Consider the following 17,672-nt stretch of genomic DNA (forward strand, 5'->3'; position numbering starts at 1 on the left):
GGCAGAGTGGCCTCGATAGGGCAACGCAAGTCCCTGAACGAGCGAAAACTGTTGTCAGCTTCTCGAACGCATGTTCGAATAATCGCCATGAGGTGGGACAATCAGCGCGACGACCGGATGGCGGCCACTCTGCCGGGGCTGGAGTACTCCACCACCCCGACCCCGGGCTTCGCCGAGGTCACCTTCCACGAGATCCGGGCGAAGTCGGTGCTCTCGAAGGTGCCCGGTGGCTCCTCCATGCCGTTCGGCTGGACGGTCAACCCGTATCGGGGCTGCTCTCATGCGTGCACCTACTGCTTCGCGAGGGCCTCGCACACCTATCTGGACCTCGACTCCGGGCGCGACTTCGACACCCAGGTCATCGTCAAGGTCAACGCCCCCGAAGTGCTCGCAGCGCAACTACGTTCGCCGAAGTGGGGTCGTGAGCACGTGGCCATGGGCACCAACACCGACCCCTATCAGCGCGCGGAGGGCCGTTATCAGCTGATGCCGGGCATCATCGGCGCTCTCGCCGACGCGCGAACCCCGTTCTCGATCCTGACCAAGGGCACGGTGCTCTCCAGGGACATCCCGTTGCTGGCCGAGGTCGGCAAGAAGCTGCCCATCGGTATCGGTGTGTCCATCGCGCTGCTGGACCGCGAGCTGCAAAGCACGCTCGAACCCGGAACGGCCAGCCCGCAGGCCCGGCTCGAACTGGTGCGACGAGTGCGTGAAGCCGGTCTGCCCTGCGGTGTGTTCGTGGCCCCGGTGCTGCCGTGGCTCACCGACTCGGTCGCCCAGCTCGACGACCTGCTCGCCTCCGTTCGCGAGTCGGGAGCGACGGGAGTGACCGTGCTGCCGCTGCATTTGCGCACGGGTGCGCGCGAATGGTTCTTCGCGTGGCTGGAGCGCGAACGCCCGGACCTCGTCGCGGGCTACCAACGGGTCTACGCCAGGGGCAGCTATGCCGACCGCCGCTACCGGCGCTGGTTGGGGGAGCGCGTCGCCCCGCTGCTGCGCAGGCACGGCCTGGCTCCGAGAGAAGGCAGGAGCGCGGTGGGCACACCCGCCGACGAGGAGGGCCTGTGGCCGGAAGGAGCGCTGCCTCCGGCCCTCGGCGCGGCCCCGGTCCGCCAGGAGCAGCTCACCCTGCTGTGAACGGGAGAACTGTGGTTTTCCGCAGCTGAACTCAACGGTACTCCGCAGGGACATCCCCCTCCGCCGAGCCTAGATTTTCCTTTGTGACAAAGAAGATCGGCCTACTGGCCCTGGCACTGGCCGCCCTCGTGGCGCTGGCTTCGCTGACGGCCTCCGCGGGTGCGACCACTCTGCCCGGCGGTGCGCTGAAGGCCGGACTGGACCGCATGGTGGCGACGCGGGCGGCGACGGCGGCACTGGCGCGGCTCGACGACGGCCCTGCCCACTGGTCCGGCGCGGCGGGCGTGCGGGAGCTGTCCTCACCCGCCCGCCCCCGCGCCGATGGGCACTTCCGGATCGGCAGCGTCACCAAGACGTTCGTCGCGACCGTGCTCCTGCAACTCGCTGACGAGGGCAGGCTCGGGCTGGACGACCCGATCGCCCGCCACCTGCCCGGCACGGTGCCCAACGGCGAGCGGATCACGGTCCGCCAGCTGCTCAACCACACCAGCGGCCTCTACGACTACATGCACGACCCCGGCTACTCCACCAACCGCTGGCGGGGCGACGCCCGGTTCCGGAGCTACCGGCCACAGGAGCTGCTCGCCGTGGCCTTCTCCCATCCGCCTGTCTTCCCGCACCCGGGCTCGGCGTGGAAGTACTCCAACACCAACTACATCGTGGCCGGGCTGCTCATCGAACGGCTCACCGGCCGCGACTACGGCACGGAGATCCGTGACCGGATCCTCCGTCCGCTCGGCTTGGCGCACACCACGGTTCCCGGCGACCACCCCGGCGTTGCGGAGCCGCACGCCCATGGCTACACCTGGATCGACGGCGGGCCGGTCGACGCCACGGCGATGAACCCGTCGCTGGACTGGGCGGCGGGCGAGATGGTCTCCACGTCCGCCGACCTGAACCGGTTCCTGGCCGCGTTGCTGGCGGGAAGGCTGACCAGTGCCGCCGGTCTCGCCGCGATGAAGCAGACGGTGCCGACCGGAACGGACTTCCAGTACGGCCTTGGGCTGCAACGGTTCGACCTCCCCTGCGGGGCAAGGGTGTTCGGCCACGGAGGCGAGCTGATCGGCTTCCTCACCTACGCCACCGGTTCCGCTGGTGGCCGGCAGCTGACCTTGTCCTACAACCCCCACAGCCGTCCCGCCCCGGCGGAGACGGTGATCGGCCTGTTCAACTCCGCCTACTGCCAGGCGGACCCGACGCGACACGAAAAGCGGTGAACCGGGAGGCACAGTGACAGCAAGCGCGACAGCGCGCCCAGTCGGCGAGGAGTTCGACTGGGACGAGGAAGAGACACACCAACGGATCCGTGCTGAAGCCGAGCGCGCGGTGACCACCGACTCCGTCCGGCACTTCCTCAACCGGCTCGGCAGGGTCGATCTGCTCCGCGCGCACGAGGAGGTGGAGCTGGCCAAACGGATGGAGGCCGGGCTGTACGCGGCGCAACGACTGCGGGACAACACGACGACGCTCACCGCCCAGACGCGTCGGGACCTGGAATGGATCGAGCAGGACGGGCTCCGGGCGAAGGGCCACCTGGTGGAGGCGAACCTGCGGCTGGTGGTCTCGCTGGCCAAGCGCCAGACCGGCAGGGGCATGCCGCTGCTGGACCTGATCCAGGAAGGCAACATCGGTCTGATCCGCGCGGTGGAGAAGTTCGACTACACCAAGGGTTTCAAGTTCTCCACCTACGCGACGTGGTGGATCCGCCAAGCCATCGGCCGGGCCCTCGCCGACCACGCCCGCACCATCCGCATCCCGGTGCACCTGGTCGAGGTCCTCAACAAGCTCGGCCGCGTCGAACGCGAGCTGCTCCAGAGCCTGGGCCGCGAACCCACCCCGGACGACCTCGCCAGGGCGATGGACATGCCCGTGGTGAAGGTCATGGAGATCCGGCAGTACGCCCGCGAACCCCTCTCCCTCGACCAGGCCATCGGTGACGACGGCGAGTCGGTCCTCAGCGACCTCATCGAGGACGGCGGAGGCGTCACGGCGGTCGAGGCCGTGTCCTTCGCCCAGATGCGCAACCAGATCGAGGCGGTGCTGGCGACGCTCACCGAGCGCGAGGCGACCATCGTGCGCCTGAGATTCGGGCTCACGGACGGCAGGCCGCGCACCCTGAACGAGATCGGCGAGCTGTGCGGCGTCACGCGGGAGCGGATCCGGCAGATCGAGTCCAGGACCATGTGCAAGCTCCGGCACCCAGCCCGGTCCCACCACCTCCGGGACCACCTCGACTGATCCCTCACCCGGGCAACGGCACCCAGTCCGCTGCCAGCACCCCGAAGAGCAGGTCGTCGGTCCACTCACCCTTGAGCCAGGTGTACTGCGGGCGGTAGCCCTCCCGCCGGAAACCGACCCGTTCGAGCAGGCGAGCCGATGCGGTGTTCCGCGCGTCGCACTCCGCCGACACCCGGCACAGCCCTTGGGAGACAAGGAGGTGATCCACCACACGGCACACGGCCTCGGTGGCGTGGCCACGCCCTTGGTGCTCAGTGGCGAAGGTGAAGCCGATCTCGGCCTGCATCAGGTTCTGGTGCAGGTTCACCCCGACATCGCCGACCAACGCCCCGCCCGCCCGCAGCGTCACGGCGTACTGGAACCACCCCGGGGCTCGCGGATCAAGCCCGGCGAACTCGGCCACCAGTGCGGCGGCATCCACTGTGGACAGTGAAGCGTCCCAGGACTGGTAGCGCGCCACCCCGGGATCCGACCGGTACGCGTGGAACGCCGCCGCGTCCTCATCTCGGAACCGTCGCAGCTCCAGGCGCTCGGTCAGCAAGGAATCACCCGCCATGCCACCAAGTATCCCGTCCCACGACTACGGGAGGTGGTTCCACCACTCGCGTCCGTGCACCAGCGCGGGATCGAATCCGAAGCGTCGCACGAACACGGCGTCCAGCCGAGCCACGATCACCCGTAGCTCGTGCCCGGCCTCACCGTGCAGCCCTCGCACCACCCGCTCCAGCGCCGGGCGCCCGGCGGCTTCGTCGCACCCGCATGGGCAAGACTCATCGACCTCGCTCACCGCGAGTGCCCGGACTGGGCCATGTACCCGCATGGACCACGTGTCCACCGCACGCGCGACCGCGCCTGGATACAGGTAGCGCCGCTCGAACTCGGCGACACGACGTTGGGCGTTGCCGGAGATCCCGGACACCACGGCGGCATGTTCTGGATCGCGTGGACGGCGCTGCCTGCGCAGAGCACGGCGAACCCGAGACGGCGGCTTACGCGCCACAGCTCCTGAAGGAGGTAGTCATAGGCACAGCATGTCAGACCACCCGTTCCGCGTTAACGGTGCGGGCTAGCGGCCGAGTCAGCGCATCCGGGTGAACAGCGATGTCGGGCTGGCGGTGAACCAGCTCGGCTGTCAGGCACACAGGTCGACCGGACCGTGGGGTCACGATGCGGCGAGGTCCTTGTCGATTGAGCTGTCGCTGGGCGCGACTGCGCCGTTGGATGTGACGGCGCCGTTGGATGTGGCTGGGCTGTTGGATGTGACGGCTCCGCTGGGTGTCGCTGCTCCGCTGGATGTCATTGCTCCGCTGAGTGTCATTGCTCCGCTGGATGCGACTGGGCGGATCGCGCCGCTCGGCTCACCGCTGACTCGTTTCGTCGCTGACCGGCCTACCTGCGTCGTCGTTGACCCGCTTCGCGGGCGGACACCCGCCGTGCCGGGCGGCTTCGGTCACGGCTGACGTCGAGTACGGCAACGCCCGGCCGACACCGTCGGCGTCGGCCGGGCGTGAGGTGGGTCAGCGGGTCGTGGTCCAGCGGACGGCGTTGCCTCCGGAGCTGCCGACGACCACTCCGGCGCCGTTGATCGCCGTCGCGAAGGTGATCGTGCCCTCGGAGACGTTCGGCAGCGTCCCGAGGTCTTCGGCGATGCCGGTCGCGGCCCACCGGACGGCGGTGTAGCGGCCGTTGGCGGTCTGCGACTCGCCGACGATCGTGCCACTGGCGTTCAGCGCCACGGCTTCGCTCTGCGCGGCGGTGGCGCCGGGCAGCGTGCCCAGATCGGTGACGGTGCCGTCGGTGTTCCACCGCACAGCGTGGTTCACGCCGCGCCCGGCCCGGTAGACCCAGACCCGGCCGACGATCGTGCCGTCGTCACTGATGCCCCGGGCACTGCTCTGCTCGCCTCCGGACAGCGACGGCAGCTCCGCCGCAGTGCCGTCGACACTCCACCGGACCGCGCGCTGGGTGCCGTTCGGGCGGGTGGACCAGCCGGTGACGGTGCCGTCGCGGTTGATCGCCAAGCCGCTGCTCGCCGTGTCGCCGGGCAGGGTGCCGAGGTCGGTGACCGTGCCGTCCGCCGCCCAGCGCACCGCGCGGCCGGTGGAGACCGAGTACGCGGTGGAGCAGTGGCCCGCGGCCGTGCCCGCGCTGGTGACCGCTTCCGCGGTGCAGTAGGCGTTGCCCGGCAGGCTCGCGAGCTCGGTGATCGTGCCGTCCGGCGCCCAGCGCACCGCGCGGTTGCCGTCGCGGGACGAGGAGTGGCCCACGACCGTGCCGTCAGCGCTGATCGCGGTGGCCCTGCTGCCCGTGTCGCCGGGCAGGGTGCCCAGGTCGGTCGCTGTGCCGTCCGGCGCCCAGCGGACCGCGTGCGACGTCCCGCTCGTGTTCGACCAGCCGACCGCCACCCCGGCGTCGTTGATCCCCCACGCGCCGCTGGCCGCACCGGCCTCCAGCGCGGCGAGCTGGGTGATCGCCGGACCGGCCGACGCCACCGCGGGCACACCGAACACCAGCGCCCCGACCGCCACCAGCACGCAGCCCCGGGCCGCGCCCACCCCTGATCTGGTTCTCACAGCGAGTTCCCCCTTTGCGATGTCGTGGCACCCGCCACGAACCGCGCTCAGGCTAACCACGCCATCTCCTTGCCAGGGAACGAAATAGCGATGCTTCACAGTACGTCGAACCCGGTAACACCGGACGGTCACGGAACGTGGGACACGCGACGCCCGCAGTGAGCCCGGTGCTGTCGCCGAGGCCCGGCTGACGCGTCGCCGCAACTAACAAGCAGGCTTGACTGTTTGTTAGTGAGCGGTGAGACTCGGGACGTGTCCGAGACGACCACGACGCGCCAGCGCCAGGCCGACCGCAGCCGCGAGACCAGGCGAAAACTCATGGTTGCCACCGTGGAGTGCCTGGTGGAACGCGGCTGGGCGGGTACGACCACCACGCTGGTCGCCGAACGGGCCGGGGTGTCCCGTGGCGCCCAGCTGCACCACTTCCCGACCCGCGCCGAGCTGGTCACCGCCGCTGTCGAGCACGTGGGCGCGGAGAGCGTGCAGGTGCTGCGCAGCCAGGCCGCCGAGATCAGCGACGCCGAGGACCGCACGGTCGCCGTCGTGCGGCTGATCGCCGACTTCTTCGCCAGCCCGTTGTTCACCGCCGCTCTGGAGCTGTGGGTCGCCGCGCGCACCGACGCCGACCTGCACAAGGCCGTTGTGCCGCTCCAGGCCCGCCTCGGCCGCGAGACCCACGGCCTGGCCGTCGAGCTGCTCGGCGTGGACGACTCCAACGCCGAGGTGCGGGTGGCCGTGCAGACCACGCTCGACCTCGCGCGCGGGCTCGCGTTGGCCGCGCAGCTCGCCGACGACACCCGCCGCCGCAACCGGATCGTGCGCAACTGGGCGCAGACCCTCGACCGGGAGCTCGCCCGCGCCGTGGAGAACGAACGCACCAGTCAGCAGAGCTCGAAAGGTGAGGGGAACCGATGACGGACCTGATCGCGCTGTCGGCGGATCTGCGTGCCGAGGGTGACGAACTGGACGCGCTGGTGGCCGGGCTCGACGAACAGGGCTGGCGTACGCCCACGCCCGCCGAGGGGTGGACTGTCGCGCACCAGGTCTCCCACCTCGCTTGGACCGACCGGTTGTCCGTGCTGTCCATCCGCGACCCCGACGCGTTCACCGCAGAGCTGCGTGAGGCCGTGTCCGACCCGACCGGCTACGTGGAAGCCGGAGCGGCGGAGGGCGCTGCCGAGGAACCCGACGCGTTGCTGCGACGGTGGCGACGCGGACGCAGCGAGCTCACCGCTGCCCTCGCGCTCGCAGACCCGGAGACCAAGCTGCCGTGGTTCGGACCGCCGATGAAGCCGCGCTCCATGGCCACGGCGCGGATCATGGAGACCTGGGCGCACGGTCAGGACGTCGTCGACGCGCTCGGCGTGACCCGGCGCCTCACCGCGCGGTTGCGGCACATCGCCTACCTCGGCGTGCGGACGATGGGATTCGCCTTCCAGGTCAACGGGATGGCGGTGCCGGAGGAGCCGGTGCGGGTCGAGCTGGACGCGCCGGACGGTGGTGTCTGGGCGTGGGGCCCGGAGGAGGCCGCGCAGCGGGTCCGCGGCTCGGCGAAGGACTTCTGTCTTCTCGTCACCCAGCGGCGCCACCTCGACGATCTCGACGTGACCGCGACCGGCGAGGTGGCGCGGACGTGGCTGGGCATCGCCCAGGCCTTCGCCGGGCCACCCGGCGGCGGCCGGAAGGCGGGGCAGTTCTCATGAACGCGCGTGCTCCTCTCGTGGTCGGCAACGCCTCCGGTTTCTACGGGGACCGGTTCGCGGCGATGCGGGAGATGCTGGAAGGCGGTCCGCTCGACGTCCTCACCGGGGACTACCTGGCCGAGCTGACCATGCTCATCCTCGGCAGGGACCGGATGAAGGACCCGAAGCTGGGCTACGCCAAGACCTTCCTCCGTCAGCTGGAGGCCAACCTCGGGCTGGCCATGGACAAGGGCGTGAAGATCGTCGCCAACGCCGGCGGCCTCAATCCGGCAGGCCTGGCCGACGCGCTCCGCGCGCTCGCGGACCGGCTCGGGCTGGCGGTGTCGGTCGCCCACGTCGAGGGCGACGACCTGCGTGGACGGGCCGCCGAGCTCGGTCTCGGCGAACCGTTGACCGCCAACGCCTATCTCGGCGCGTGGGGAATCGCGGAGTGCCTGCGCGCCGGGGCGGACGTGGTGGTGACCGGCCGGGTCACTGACGCGTCCCTGGTGGTCGGGCCCGCCATCGCGCACTTCGGGTGGGGCTCGCGGGACCTCGACCAGCTCGCCGGGGCGACCGTCGCGGGCCACGTCCTGGAGTGCGGTGCCCAGGCGACCGGCGGGAACTACTCGTTCTTCACCGAGGTCGCCGACCTCGGCCACGCCGGGTTCCCCATCGCGGAGCTGCACGCCGACGGCAGCTCGGTGATCACCAAGCACCCTGGCACCGGCGGCGCGGTCACGGTGGACACGGTCACCGCGCAGCTGCTCTACGAGATCGGCGGCGCCGACTATCCCGGTCCGGACGTGACCGCCCGTTTCGACACCGTGGAGCTCGAACAGCAGGGGCCGGACCGGGTCCGGATCTCCGGAGCCCGGGGCTCCTCACCTCCTTCCACCCTCAAGGTCTGCCTGAACACTGTCGGCGGCTGGCGCAACGCCACGACGTTCGTGCTGTGCGGACTGGACGTCGAAGCGAAGGCCGCGCTCGTCCGCCGTCAGCTCGAAGCCGCCGTCGGCGCGGACGGGCTGACCTGGACGCTGGCTCGCACCGATCACGCGGACGCCGACACCGAGGAGACGGCGAGCGCGCTCCTGCACGCCACCATCAAGACAACAGACCCCAAGCGGGCCAAGGCGTTCTCCCGCGCGGCCGTGGAGCTCGCACTCGCCTCCTATCCGGGTTTCCACGTCACCGCCCCGCCCGCTGACGGCACGCCGTTCGGTGTCTACCGGCCTGCTTTCGTGCCCCGCGACAACGTCCAGCACATCGCCGTGCTGCCGGGCGGCGAGCGGGTCGAGGTCATCGGTGATGACCCGCGCCAGCCGGAGTGGGCCTTCGCGCTGGCCGACGAGGTCCCGGTACCGCCGACTGGGCCGACCAGGGCCGTTCCTCTTGGCACGTTGTTCGGTGCGCGCTCGGGCGACAAGGGGGGTGACGCCAACCTCGGTGTCTGGGCCCGCTCGCCCGAGGCGTTCCAATGGCTGGCGCACGAGCTGACCGTGGACCGGCTGCGCAAGCTCCTGCCCGAGGTCGCTGACCTGGAGGTCGAACGGCACCAGTTCCCCAACCTGCGTGCGGTGAACTTCGTGGTGCACGGGTTGCTCGGGGAGGGCGTCGCGTCCTCGACCCGGTTCGACCCGCAAGCCAAGGCACTGGGGGAGTGGCTGCGCGCTCGCGTGGTCGACCTGCCGGTGGCGCTGTTGCCGGAGGAGGACCGTTGAGCTTCGACACCCCTGAACGGGACGCGCTGCGGGAGTCCGTCCGGGCTTTCGTGCGCCGCGAGGTTCACCCGCACCTCGCGGAGTGGGAACGCGCCGGTGAGGTTCCGCGCGAGCTGCACCGCAAGGCCGCCGAAGCCGGACTGCTCGGCATCGGCTTCGACGAGAAGGTCGGCGGCGAGGGTGGAGACCTGGTCGACGTGTCCGTGGTGACCGAGGAGGTGATCCGCGCCGGTGGTTCCTCCGGGCTGGTCGCCGCGCTGTTCACCCACGGGATCTCGTTGCCGCACATCGTGGACGCGGGTGGGGATGAGCTCGTCGACCGGTTCGTGCGGCCGACGCTGGCCGGTGAGCTGATCGGTTCGCTCGCGGTGACCGAGCCTGACGGCGGGTCGGACGTGGCCGCCCTGCGCACCCGTGCGGTCCGCGACGGCGACCACTTCGTCGTCAACGGGGCCAAGACCTACATCACCTCCGGAGTGCGGGCGGACTTCGTCACCACCGCCGTGCGCACGGGAGAACCCGGCTACGGCGGGGTGAGCCTGCTGGTGGTGGAGCGGGGCACACCTGGCTTCACGGTCAGCCGCGGGCTGGAGAAGATGGGCTGGCACTGTTCCGACACGGCGGAGTTGTCCTTTGTGGACGCCCGCGTACCCGTGCGGAACCTCGTCGGCGAGCAGGACAGCGGGTTCGTCCACCTGATGCGCCAGTTCCAGGTGGAGCGGCTCAGCCTTGCCGTGCAGGCGTACGCGACAGCGGAACGGTGTCTGGAGCTGGCGCTGGGCTGGGTCCGCGACCGGTCGACCTTCGGCAGGCCGCTGATCGGCCGCCAGCTCGTGCGGCACCGGTTGGTGGAGATGACCCAGCGCGTCGAGCTGGCCAGGACCTACGTGCGCTCGGTCGTGCTGGACGTGGCGGCGGGCAAGGAGGTCGTCGCACAGGTCTGCATGGCGAAGAACGCCGCCGTGCAGGCGTGCGACTTCGTGGTGGACGCGGCCGTGCAGCTGCACGGCGGCTTCGGGTACATGCGCGAGGCCGAGGTGGAGAGGCATTACCGGGACTCCCGGATCCTGGGCATCGGCGGTGGTGCGAGCGAGGTCCTTGCCGACCTCGCCGCCCGACGGATGGGGTACACGGCGTGACCGTTCTGAAGTCCACAGTGGACACCAGTTCCGGCGAGCACCTCGCCCGGCGCGAGGCCATGCTCGGCAAGCTCGACGAGCTCGCCACCGAGCACGCCAAGGCGTTGGCTGGCGGCGGGCAGAAGTACGTCGACCGGCACCACAAACGCGGGAAGCTGTTGCCGCGTGAGCGGATCGAGCTGCTGATCGACGAGGACTCCGCGTTCCTGGAGCTGTCCCCGCTCGCGGGCTGGGGCACCGACTACGCCGTGGGCGCGAGCATGGTCACCGGCATCGGCGTGATCTCCGGGGTCGAGTGCCTGATCGTGGCCAACGACCCCACGGTGCGCGGTGGCGCGAGCAACCCGTGGACGCTGCGCAAGACCTTCCGCGCCACGGACATCGCCATGGCCAACCGGCTGCCGGTGGTCAACCTCGTGGAGTCCGGCGGCGCCGACCTGCCGAGCCAGAGCGAGATCTTCATCCCCGGCGGGCGGTTGTTCCGCGACCTCACCAGGGCCTCGGCCGCGCGGGTGCCCACGGTGACGCTGGTCTTCGGCAACTCCACCGCCGGTGGCGCGTACGTGCCCGGCATGAGCGACTACGTGGTGATGGTCAAGGAGCGCGCCAAGGTCTTCCTCGGTGGGCCGCCGCTGGTGAAGATGGCCACCGGCGAGGAGTCCGACGACGAGTCGCTCGGTGGCGCGGAGATGCACGCCCGCACCTCCGGACTCGCGGACTTCCTCGCGGAGGACGAGCCGGACGCGCTGCGCATCGGCCGCCGGATCGTGGCCAGGCTGAACTGGCGCAAGCACGGACCGGGGCCGTCGCTGCCCGCCACCGAGCCGCTGCACGACCCGGAGGACCTGCTCGGCATCGTGCCGACGGACCTGCGCGAGCCCTTCGACCCGCGCGAAGTGATCTCGCGGCTGGTCGACGCGTCGGACTTCGACGAGTTCAAGCCCTCCTACGGCACCAGCCTGATCACCGGCTGGGCATCGCTGCACGGCTACCCGATCGGCATCCTGGCCAACGCCAGGGGGGTGTTGTTCAGCGAGGAGGCGCAGAAGGCGACGCAGTTCATCCAGCTCGCCAACGCCTCGGACACGCCCTTGCTGTTCCTGCAGAACACCACCGGCTACATGGTCGGCAAGGAGTACGAGCAGGCCGGGATCATCAAGCACGGCGCGATGATGATCAACGCGGTGTCCAACAGCACCGTGCCGCACCTGACCGTGGTGATGGGCGCCTCCTACGGCGCGGGCAACTACGGCATGTGCGGCAGGGCCTACGACCCCAGGTTCCTGTTCACCTGGCCGAACGCGAAGTCCGCGGTGATGGGGCCCGCGCAGCTGGCCGGGGTGCTCTCGATCGTGGCGCGGCAGGCCGCCGCCGCGAAGGGACAGCCCTACGACGAGCAGGCCGACGCGGGCCTGCGCGCCATGGTCGAGCAGCAGATCGAGGAACAGTCCCTCGCCCCCTTCCTGTCCGGCCGCCTCTACGACGACGGCGTGATCGACCCCAGGGACACCAGGACCGTTCTCGGCATCTGCCTCTCCGCGATCCACAGCGCTGAGGTGGCCGGTGCCGAGCGGTTCGGCGTGTTCCGGATGTGAGGAGCGACAGTGATCTCCAGTCTGCTGATCGCCAACCGGGGTGAGATCGCCCGCCGGGTGATCACGACCTGCCGGGCGCTTGGCATCCGCACGGTCGCGGTGTTCTCCGACCCCGACGCCGACTCCCCGCACGTGCGGGAGGCCGATGTCGCGGTGCGGCTGCCCGGGGCCACCCCCGCCGAGACCTACCTGCGCGGCGAGCTGCTGATCGAGGCGGCGCGCACCGCGGGCGCGGACGCGGTGCACCCCGGGTACGGCTTCCTGTCGGAGAACGCGGAGTTCGCGCGCGCGGTCCTGGCCGCCGGGCTGACCTGGGTGGGGCCGCCACCGTCTGCCATCGACGCGATGGGGTCGAAGGTCGCGGCCAAGCGGCTGATGGCCGAGGCCGGGGTCCCGGTGCTGCCCGAGCTGGAGCCCGGCGAGGTCACCGCCGAGGACCTGCCCGTGCTGGTGAAGGCCTCCGCCGGTGGCGGTGGCCGGGGCATGCGGATCGTGCGCGAGCTCGCCGACCTGGACGCGGCCGTGCGGTCCGCGCGTGCCGAGGCGGGCAGCGCGTTCGGCGACGACACCGTGTTCTGCGAGCCGTACCTGGAGCGGGGCAGGCACATCGAGGTCCAGGTGCTCGCCGACCAGCACGGCACCGTGTGGGCGCTCGGGGAGCGGGAGTGCTCGATCCAGCGCCGCTACCAGAAGGTCGTCGAGGAGGCGCCCTCGCCCGCCGTGGACGACGAGCTGCGCGCCGCGATGTGCTCGGCCGCCGTCGCCGCGGCGCGCGCCATCGACTACGTCGGCGCGGGCACGGTCGAGTTCATGTTGTCGCCCAAGGGGGACTTCGCGTTCCTGGAGACCAACACCCGGCTCCAGGTGGAGCACCCGGTCACCGAGTGCGTCACCGGCGTGGACCTGGTGCGGGCGCAGCTGGAGATCGCCGAGGGTGCGCGGCTGCCCGCCGAGCCGCCCGCGGCGCGGGGCCACGCGATCGAGGTGCGGCTCTACGCGGAGGACCCGGCCGAGGACTGGCGGCCGGGGAGCGGGCCGTTGCACCGGTTCGACTTGTCCAGTGTGGACACTGAGTTCGCTGTGGGCTCGGCCGAGCACGGGCTGCGGCTGGACTCGGGCGTGGTGGACGGGTCGGTCATCGGCACGCACTACGACCCGATGCTGGCGAAGGTGATCGCGTGGGCGCCCACGCGGGTCGCCGCGGCCAGGCGGCTCGCCTCGGCACTGGCCGGGGCGCGGCTGCACGGGCCGGTGACGAACCGGGATCTGCTGGTGAATGTGTTGCGCCATAAGAAATTTCTAGCAGGGGAAATCGACACCTCGTTCCTCGAAACCGAACGGGTGATGGGGCGGCTGGGTGACGATCGCACGGAGCGACTTGCCGCGTTGGCCGCCGCACTCGCGGAGACCTCGGCGGATCGCCCGGCGCAGCGCGGGATTCCCTCCGGATGGCGGAACCTGCCCTCGCAGCCGCAGCGGAAGAAGTTCGCCGGATCGCATGGCGAGCACGAGGTCGCATATCGCCTGGACCGCGGTCGGCTGGTCGCCGACGAGGACGTGGTTCTGGTTGACACCGAAGAGAACCGGGTTACTTTCGACATCGCCGGTGTGCGACGGGTCTTCGAGGTCGCGGTCCACGGCGACCGGGTTTTCGTCGACTCCGATCTGGGGCCGGTGGCGCTGCGCAGGCTGCCGCGCTTCACCGAGCCGGGGGAGTCCGTCGCGGAGGGCTCCCTGCTCGCGCCGATGCCGGCGACCGTGGTGGAACTGGTGGCCGAGGTGGGTGGCCGCGTCGAGGCGGGCGCGGAGCTGGTGGTGCTCGAAGCCATGAAGATGCGGCACTCGGTGCGGTCACCGGGGGCAGGAGTCGTCGAAGCGATCGAGGTCAAGGTGGGCGACCAGGTGGACGCTGGAGCCGTGCTGGCCGTGGTGAGCGTTGAGGAGACGGAGTAGTGGATTTCCGGGAGACCGACGAACAACGGGCGCTGCGCGACGCGGTCGGCGCGCTGGCCGCCAAGTACGGCCACGCCTACTGGGTGGAGAAGTCCAAGCGCGGTGAGCGCACCGACGAGCTGTGGCGTGAGGCGGGCCAGCTCGGCTACCTCGGCGTCGCCGTTCCCGAGTCCTACGGCGGCGGCGGGGGCGGCATCACCGAGCTGGCCATCGTGTGCGAGGAGCTGGCCGCTGGCGGCTGCCCGCTGCTGCTGATCGTGGTCTCGCCTGCGATCGCCGCGACGGTGATCGCCAAGTCGGGCACGGAGGAGCAGCGCAAGACCTGGCTGCCCGGGTTCGCCGACGGTTCGACGAAGATGTCCTTCGCGATCACCGAACCCGACGCGGGCTCCAACGCGCACCACATCAGCACGACGGCGCGGCCGGACGGCGACGGCTGGCGGCTCAGCGGGCGCAAGTACTACATCTCCGGCGTCGACGAGACCGACGCGACGCTCGTGGTCGCGCGCCTTGAGGACGCCAGGACCGGCAAGCTGCGGCCCGCCATGTTCATCGTGCCGACCGACGCCCCGGGCTACGAGCGGCACGAGATCCAGATGGAGATCACCGCACCGGAGCGCCAGTACACGGTGTTCTTCGACGACGTGAAGCTGCCGGCCGACGCGCTGGTCGGTGGTGAGGACGCCGGGCTGACCGCGTTGTTCGCCGGGCTCAACCCGGAACGGATCACCGTGGCCGCCTACGCCACCGGCATCGGCCGTTACGCGTTGGGCAGGGCCAACGAGTACGCGCGGACCCGGAGCGTGTGGGGCGATCCGATCGGCACCCACCAGGCCATCGCGCACCCGTTGGCCAAAGCGCACATGGAGCTTGAGCTGGCGCGGTTGGCGGTGCAGCGCGCGGCGTGGGCCTACGACTGCGATGACGCGAGCGCGGCGGAGGCGGCCAACATGGCGAAGTACGCGGCGGGCGAAGCGGTGATCGGCGCGGTGGACACCGCCGTGCAGACCCACGGCGGCAACGGGATGGCGACGGAGTACGGCGTCGGCACGTTGTGGGCGGCGGCGCGCGTGGCCCGGATCGCGCCGATCAGCCGCGAGATGATCCTCAACTTCGTCGCACAGCACAGCCTGGGACTGCCGAAGTCGTACTGAGACAGGGCCATTCGCGGGCTTATGGACGTGTTCGAGCGCTCCGATGGGTCCATAAGCCCGCGAATGGCACGGAAGGTGCCGCAGGGGGCGAGAGAAGAGGAGTAGGGACGATGGTGTTTGTCAGTGCTCATCCCGATGTTCCGCTCGCCGATGCCCCCGTGCACGCGACGGTGCTCGCCGAGGCGGCAGGGCGAGGCGAGCACCCCGCCCTCGTCGACGGGCTGACCGGGCGGACGATCGGCTACGCCGAGCTGGTGCGCGCCGTCGAACGCACGGCCGCCGGGTTCGCCGCGGCCGGGCTGCGCAAGGGGGACGTGATCGCCCTGCACAGCCCCAACACCATCGCCTACCCCGTGGTGTTCCTCGCCGCGAGCCGGGCCGGGCTCGTCGTCACCACGCTCAACGTCCTGTCCACTGTGGACGACATCGTCAAGCAGGTGCGCGACTCCGGGGCCCGCTGGCTGGTCACCGTCTCGATGCTGCTGCCCGTGGCGACCCAGGCCGCGGAGCGGAGCGGGATCGAGGAGGTCCTGGTCTGCGACACCGCGGATGGTCACCGCAGTGTGCTGGAGCTGCCGGGCGACGCGGCGCCGGAGATCGAGTTCGACCTGCGGCGGGACCTGTTCGCCCTGCCCTACTCCAGCGGCACCACCGGCCATCCCAAGGGCGTGATGCTCAGCCACCACAACGTCGCGACCAACCTCAACCAGTCCGGGGCGGCGTGGCACGACGACGGGCAGGGCGAGCGGGTGCTCGCGGTGCTGCCGTTCTTCCACATCTTCGGCATCACCATCATGCTCAACTACCTGCGCAAGGGCAGCACGCTGGTGGTGCTGCCCAGCTTCGACCTGGCGAGGTTCCTCGGCGCGATCCAGGAGCACCGGATCACCCGGGTCTTCGCGGTGCCGCCGATCGTGCTGGCACTGGCCAAGCACCCCGACGTGGACGGCTACGACACCTCCAGCGTCCGGGAGATCCTGTGCGCGGCCGCGCCGCTGGACGAGGACCTGGCGAACGCGTGCGCGCGGCGGCTCGGGGCGCGGGTGCTGCAGGGGTACGGCATGACCGAGCTGTCACCGGTGTCGCACCTGATCTCCGACGAGGACCGGGACCAGCCGCCCGGCTGCGTCGGCAGGCTGGTCTCGCGCACCGAGGCCAGGGTGGTCGACCCGGTGACCGGTGCGGACCTCGGTGTCGGCGAGGTGGGTGAGCTGTGGGTGCGCGGGCCGCAGGTGATGCTCGGCTACCTCGGCCGTCCCGAGGAGACCGACGCGACCGTGGACGCCGACGGCTGGCTGCACACCGGCGATGTGGCCACAGTGGACGGTGACGGCTACTGGTACATCGTCGACCGGGTCAAGGAGCTGATCAAGTACAAGGGCTACCAGGTCGCGCCCGCCGAGCTGGAGGCCGTGCTGCTCTCCGACCCGCGCGTGGCCGACGCGGCGGTGATCGGCGTCTACGTCGACGGAGCCGAGGTGCCGAAGGCGTTCGTGGTGCGCGCCCCCGGAGCCGATCTCGACGCCGAGGAGGTGATGGCCTTCGTCGCCGACCGCGTGGCGCCGTACAAGAAGGTGCGGCTGGTCGAGTTCATCGACGCCGTTCCCCGCGCGCTGTCCGGCAAGATCCTCAGGAGGGAGCTGCGGAAGCGGTAGCCACGTGCACCCTCAGCCCGCAGGGAACCGTGCCGTCCGGGCGCGTGATCGCGGCGGCCTCGGCGACGAACCGCTCGCGCAGCGACGCGACCGTCTCGACGCCGAGCGGCGGCACGTCGTAGAGACAGGACACGCTCGACCACACGCGCTCGACCGGGGCGCTCAGGTCGACCACCACCGTCTCCCAGGTGGCCGGCCCGAACCCGGCCGGGCCGAGGATCTCGTCGAGCCCCTCGCGCGTGCGGGTCCGCCGGTCGCCCATCGGCGGGATGCGGTGCTCCGCCGGGGCCGACTCGACCAGCGGCCGGAGCAGGTCCAGGAACACCTGGTAGCCCTCGCCGCCCGCGGCCCCGCCGCCGACCGCGCAAGCGAGCGTGCCACCGGGGACGAGCACCCTGGCGATCTCCGTGGCGACCCGCTCGATCTCGCCCATCAGCATCAGCGCCATGTGCGAGACGCACGCGTCGAAACTGTTGTCGGCGAAGGGAAGCTCCTGCGCGCGGCCCTCCAGCAACCTGGCCTCGGCCAGTGCCGGTCGCCGCCGCGCCAGGGCGAGCGAGTCGGGAGAGATGTCGATCCCGGTGAGCTCCCTCCCGGTGGCCGCGAGCAGCTCCAGCAGCGCGCCGTCCCCGCAGCCGAGGTCGAGCACGCGTCCGGCGCCTGCGACCCGGGAGGCGAGAACCTGGTAGCTGGACCGGTTGTCCGGTGTTCGCCCGTCGCCGAAAGCCTCCGACGTCGCTGCCGGGTGGTTGGCGTGAAACGCCTTCAGAAACGCTTCCTGCGCTGAGGTCGCCATGTCTCCCTCTCTACCCGGCGGCGGTG

Annotated in this window: 16 protein-coding genes; 12 read left to right on the plus strand and 4 right to left on the minus strand. The window is 70.8% G+C overall.

What is annotated here, in order from left to right; all coding sequences use genetic code 11:
- The first annotated feature begins 87 nt into the window (after nt 1–87).
- From ACFFQA_RS03325 to ACFFQA_RS03335, 3 genes are all read left to right on the plus strand, one after another.
- Nucleotides 88–1,137 carry an Rv2578c family radical SAM protein gene (locus tag ACFFQA_RS03325; RefSeq protein ID WP_377850058.1) on the plus strand — a complete coding sequence of 350 codons (1,050 nt, stop codon included), beginning with the start codon at nt 88–90 and terminating at the stop codon, nt 1,135–1,137.
- An 83-nt stretch (nt 1,138–1,220) separates the two neighbouring features.
- Nucleotides 1,221–2,354, plus strand: a complete 1,134-nt coding sequence (locus ACFFQA_RS03330; RefSeq protein ID WP_377850059.1) for a serine hydrolase domain-containing protein — start codon at nt 1,221–1,223, stop codon at nt 2,352–2,354.
- Nucleotides 2,355–2,367: 13 nt separating this feature from the next.
- The gene (locus ACFFQA_RS03335; protein WP_377850060.1) at nt 2,368–3,375 is read left to right on the plus strand and encodes an RNA polymerase sigma factor; all 1,008 of its coding nucleotides are present in this window, start codon (nt 2,368–2,370) and stop codon (nt 3,373–3,375) included.
- A gap of 4 nt (nt 3,376–3,379) precedes the next feature.
- On the opposite strand, the gene ACFFQA_RS03340 is transcribed toward ACFFQA_RS03335, so the two are convergent.
- Together ACFFQA_RS03340 and ACFFQA_RS03345 are read right to left on the minus strand one after the other, a co-directional pair.
- Nucleotides 3,380–3,931: a GNAT family N-acetyltransferase gene (locus ACFFQA_RS03340; RefSeq protein WP_377850061.1), complete on the minus strand. Its 552-nt coding sequence runs from the start codon at nt 3,929–3,931 to the stop codon at nt 3,380–3,382.
- Between the two features lie 24 nt (nt 3,932–3,955).
- Nucleotides 3,956–4,297 (minus strand): hypothetical protein, encoded by a 342-nt coding sequence (locus ACFFQA_RS03345; protein WP_377850062.1) that lies wholly within the window; start codon nt 4,295–4,297, stop codon nt 3,956–3,958.
- A 169-nt stretch (nt 4,298–4,466) separates the two neighbouring features.
- Here ACFFQA_RS03345 and ACFFQA_RS03350 point away from each other — a divergent pair, with 169 nt between their 5' ends.
- Nucleotides 4,467–4,835, plus strand: coding sequence for a hypothetical protein (locus tag ACFFQA_RS03350; RefSeq protein ID WP_377850063.1), 369 nt, complete (start codon nt 4,467–4,469; stop codon nt 4,833–4,835).
- Nucleotides 4,836–4,892: 57 nt separating this feature from the next.
- Here the strand turns inward: ACFFQA_RS03350 and ACFFQA_RS03355 are convergent, their stop codons facing one another.
- On the minus strand, nt 4,893–5,948 hold the full coding sequence (locus ACFFQA_RS03355; RefSeq protein WP_377850064.1) for a hypothetical protein: 1,056 nt from the start codon (nt 5,946–5,948) through the stop codon (nt 4,893–4,895).
- 318 nt (nt 5,949–6,266) lie between these two features.
- On the opposite strand from ACFFQA_RS03355, the gene ACFFQA_RS03360 reads away from it, so the two are divergent.
- The 8 genes from ACFFQA_RS03360 to ACFFQA_RS03395 all read left to right on the plus strand — a co-directional run bounded on the left by ACFFQA_RS03360 (nt 6,267) and on the right by ACFFQA_RS03395 (nt 16,850).
- A complete protein-coding gene (locus tag ACFFQA_RS03360; RefSeq protein ID WP_377850216.1) occupies nt 6,267–6,863 on the plus strand; it encodes a TetR/AcrR family transcriptional regulator in 597 nt (198 codons plus the stop codon).
- Nucleotides 6,860–7,651: a TIGR03084 family metal-binding protein gene (locus ACFFQA_RS03365; RefSeq protein ID WP_377850065.1), complete on the plus strand. Its 792-nt coding sequence runs from the start codon at nt 6,860–6,862 to the stop codon at nt 7,649–7,651. Before ACFFQA_RS03360 ends, ACFFQA_RS03365 begins: the two co-directional genes overlap by 4 nt.
- Nucleotides 7,648–9,354: an acyclic terpene utilization AtuA family protein gene (locus ACFFQA_RS03370; protein ID WP_377850066.1), complete on the plus strand. Its 1,707-nt coding sequence runs from the start codon at nt 7,648–7,650 to the stop codon at nt 9,352–9,354. The genes ACFFQA_RS03365 and ACFFQA_RS03370 overlap by 4 nt, the downstream gene beginning before the upstream one ends.
- Entirely contained in the window at nt 9,351–10,493 is a 1,143-nt protein-coding gene (locus ACFFQA_RS03375) for an acyl-CoA dehydrogenase family protein (protein ID WP_377850067.1), read from the plus strand. Before ACFFQA_RS03370 ends, ACFFQA_RS03375 begins: the two co-directional genes overlap by 4 nt.
- Nucleotides 10,490–12,088 (plus strand): acyl-CoA carboxylase subunit beta, encoded by a 1,599-nt coding sequence (locus ACFFQA_RS03380; protein WP_377850068.1) that lies wholly within the window; start codon nt 10,490–10,492, stop codon nt 12,086–12,088. Before ACFFQA_RS03375 ends, ACFFQA_RS03380 begins: the two co-directional genes overlap by 4 nt.
- A 9-nt stretch (nt 12,089–12,097) precedes the next feature.
- Nucleotides 12,098–14,041 carry an acetyl/propionyl/methylcrotonyl-CoA carboxylase subunit alpha gene (locus ACFFQA_RS03385; protein ID WP_377850069.1) on the plus strand — a complete coding sequence of 648 codons (1,944 nt, stop codon included), beginning with the start codon at nt 12,098–12,100 and terminating at the stop codon, nt 14,039–14,041.
- Nucleotides 14,041–15,195 carry an acyl-CoA dehydrogenase family protein gene (locus ACFFQA_RS03390; protein WP_377850070.1) on the plus strand — a complete coding sequence of 385 codons (1,155 nt, stop codon included), beginning with the start codon at nt 14,041–14,043 and terminating at the stop codon, nt 15,193–15,195. The genes ACFFQA_RS03385 and ACFFQA_RS03390 overlap by 1 nt, the downstream gene beginning before the upstream one ends.
- A 110-nt stretch (nt 15,196–15,305) precedes the next feature.
- A complete protein-coding gene (locus tag ACFFQA_RS03395; protein ID WP_377850071.1) occupies nt 15,306–16,850 on the plus strand; it encodes an AMP-binding protein in 1,545 nt (514 codons plus the stop codon).
- Here the strand turns inward: ACFFQA_RS03395 and ACFFQA_RS03400 are convergent.
- Nucleotides 16,825–17,646, minus strand: coding sequence for a class I SAM-dependent methyltransferase (locus ACFFQA_RS03400; protein ID WP_377850072.1), 822 nt, complete (start codon nt 17,644–17,646; stop codon nt 16,825–16,827). The genes ACFFQA_RS03395 and ACFFQA_RS03400 overlap by 26 nt on opposite strands.
- Between the last annotated feature and the right edge of the window lie 26 nt (nt 17,647–17,672).

The sequence above is a fragment of the Allokutzneria oryzae genome, from assembly GCF_042429765.1.
GTDB lineage: Bacteria > Actinomycetota > Actinomycetes > Mycobacteriales > Pseudonocardiaceae > Allokutzneria > Allokutzneria oryzae.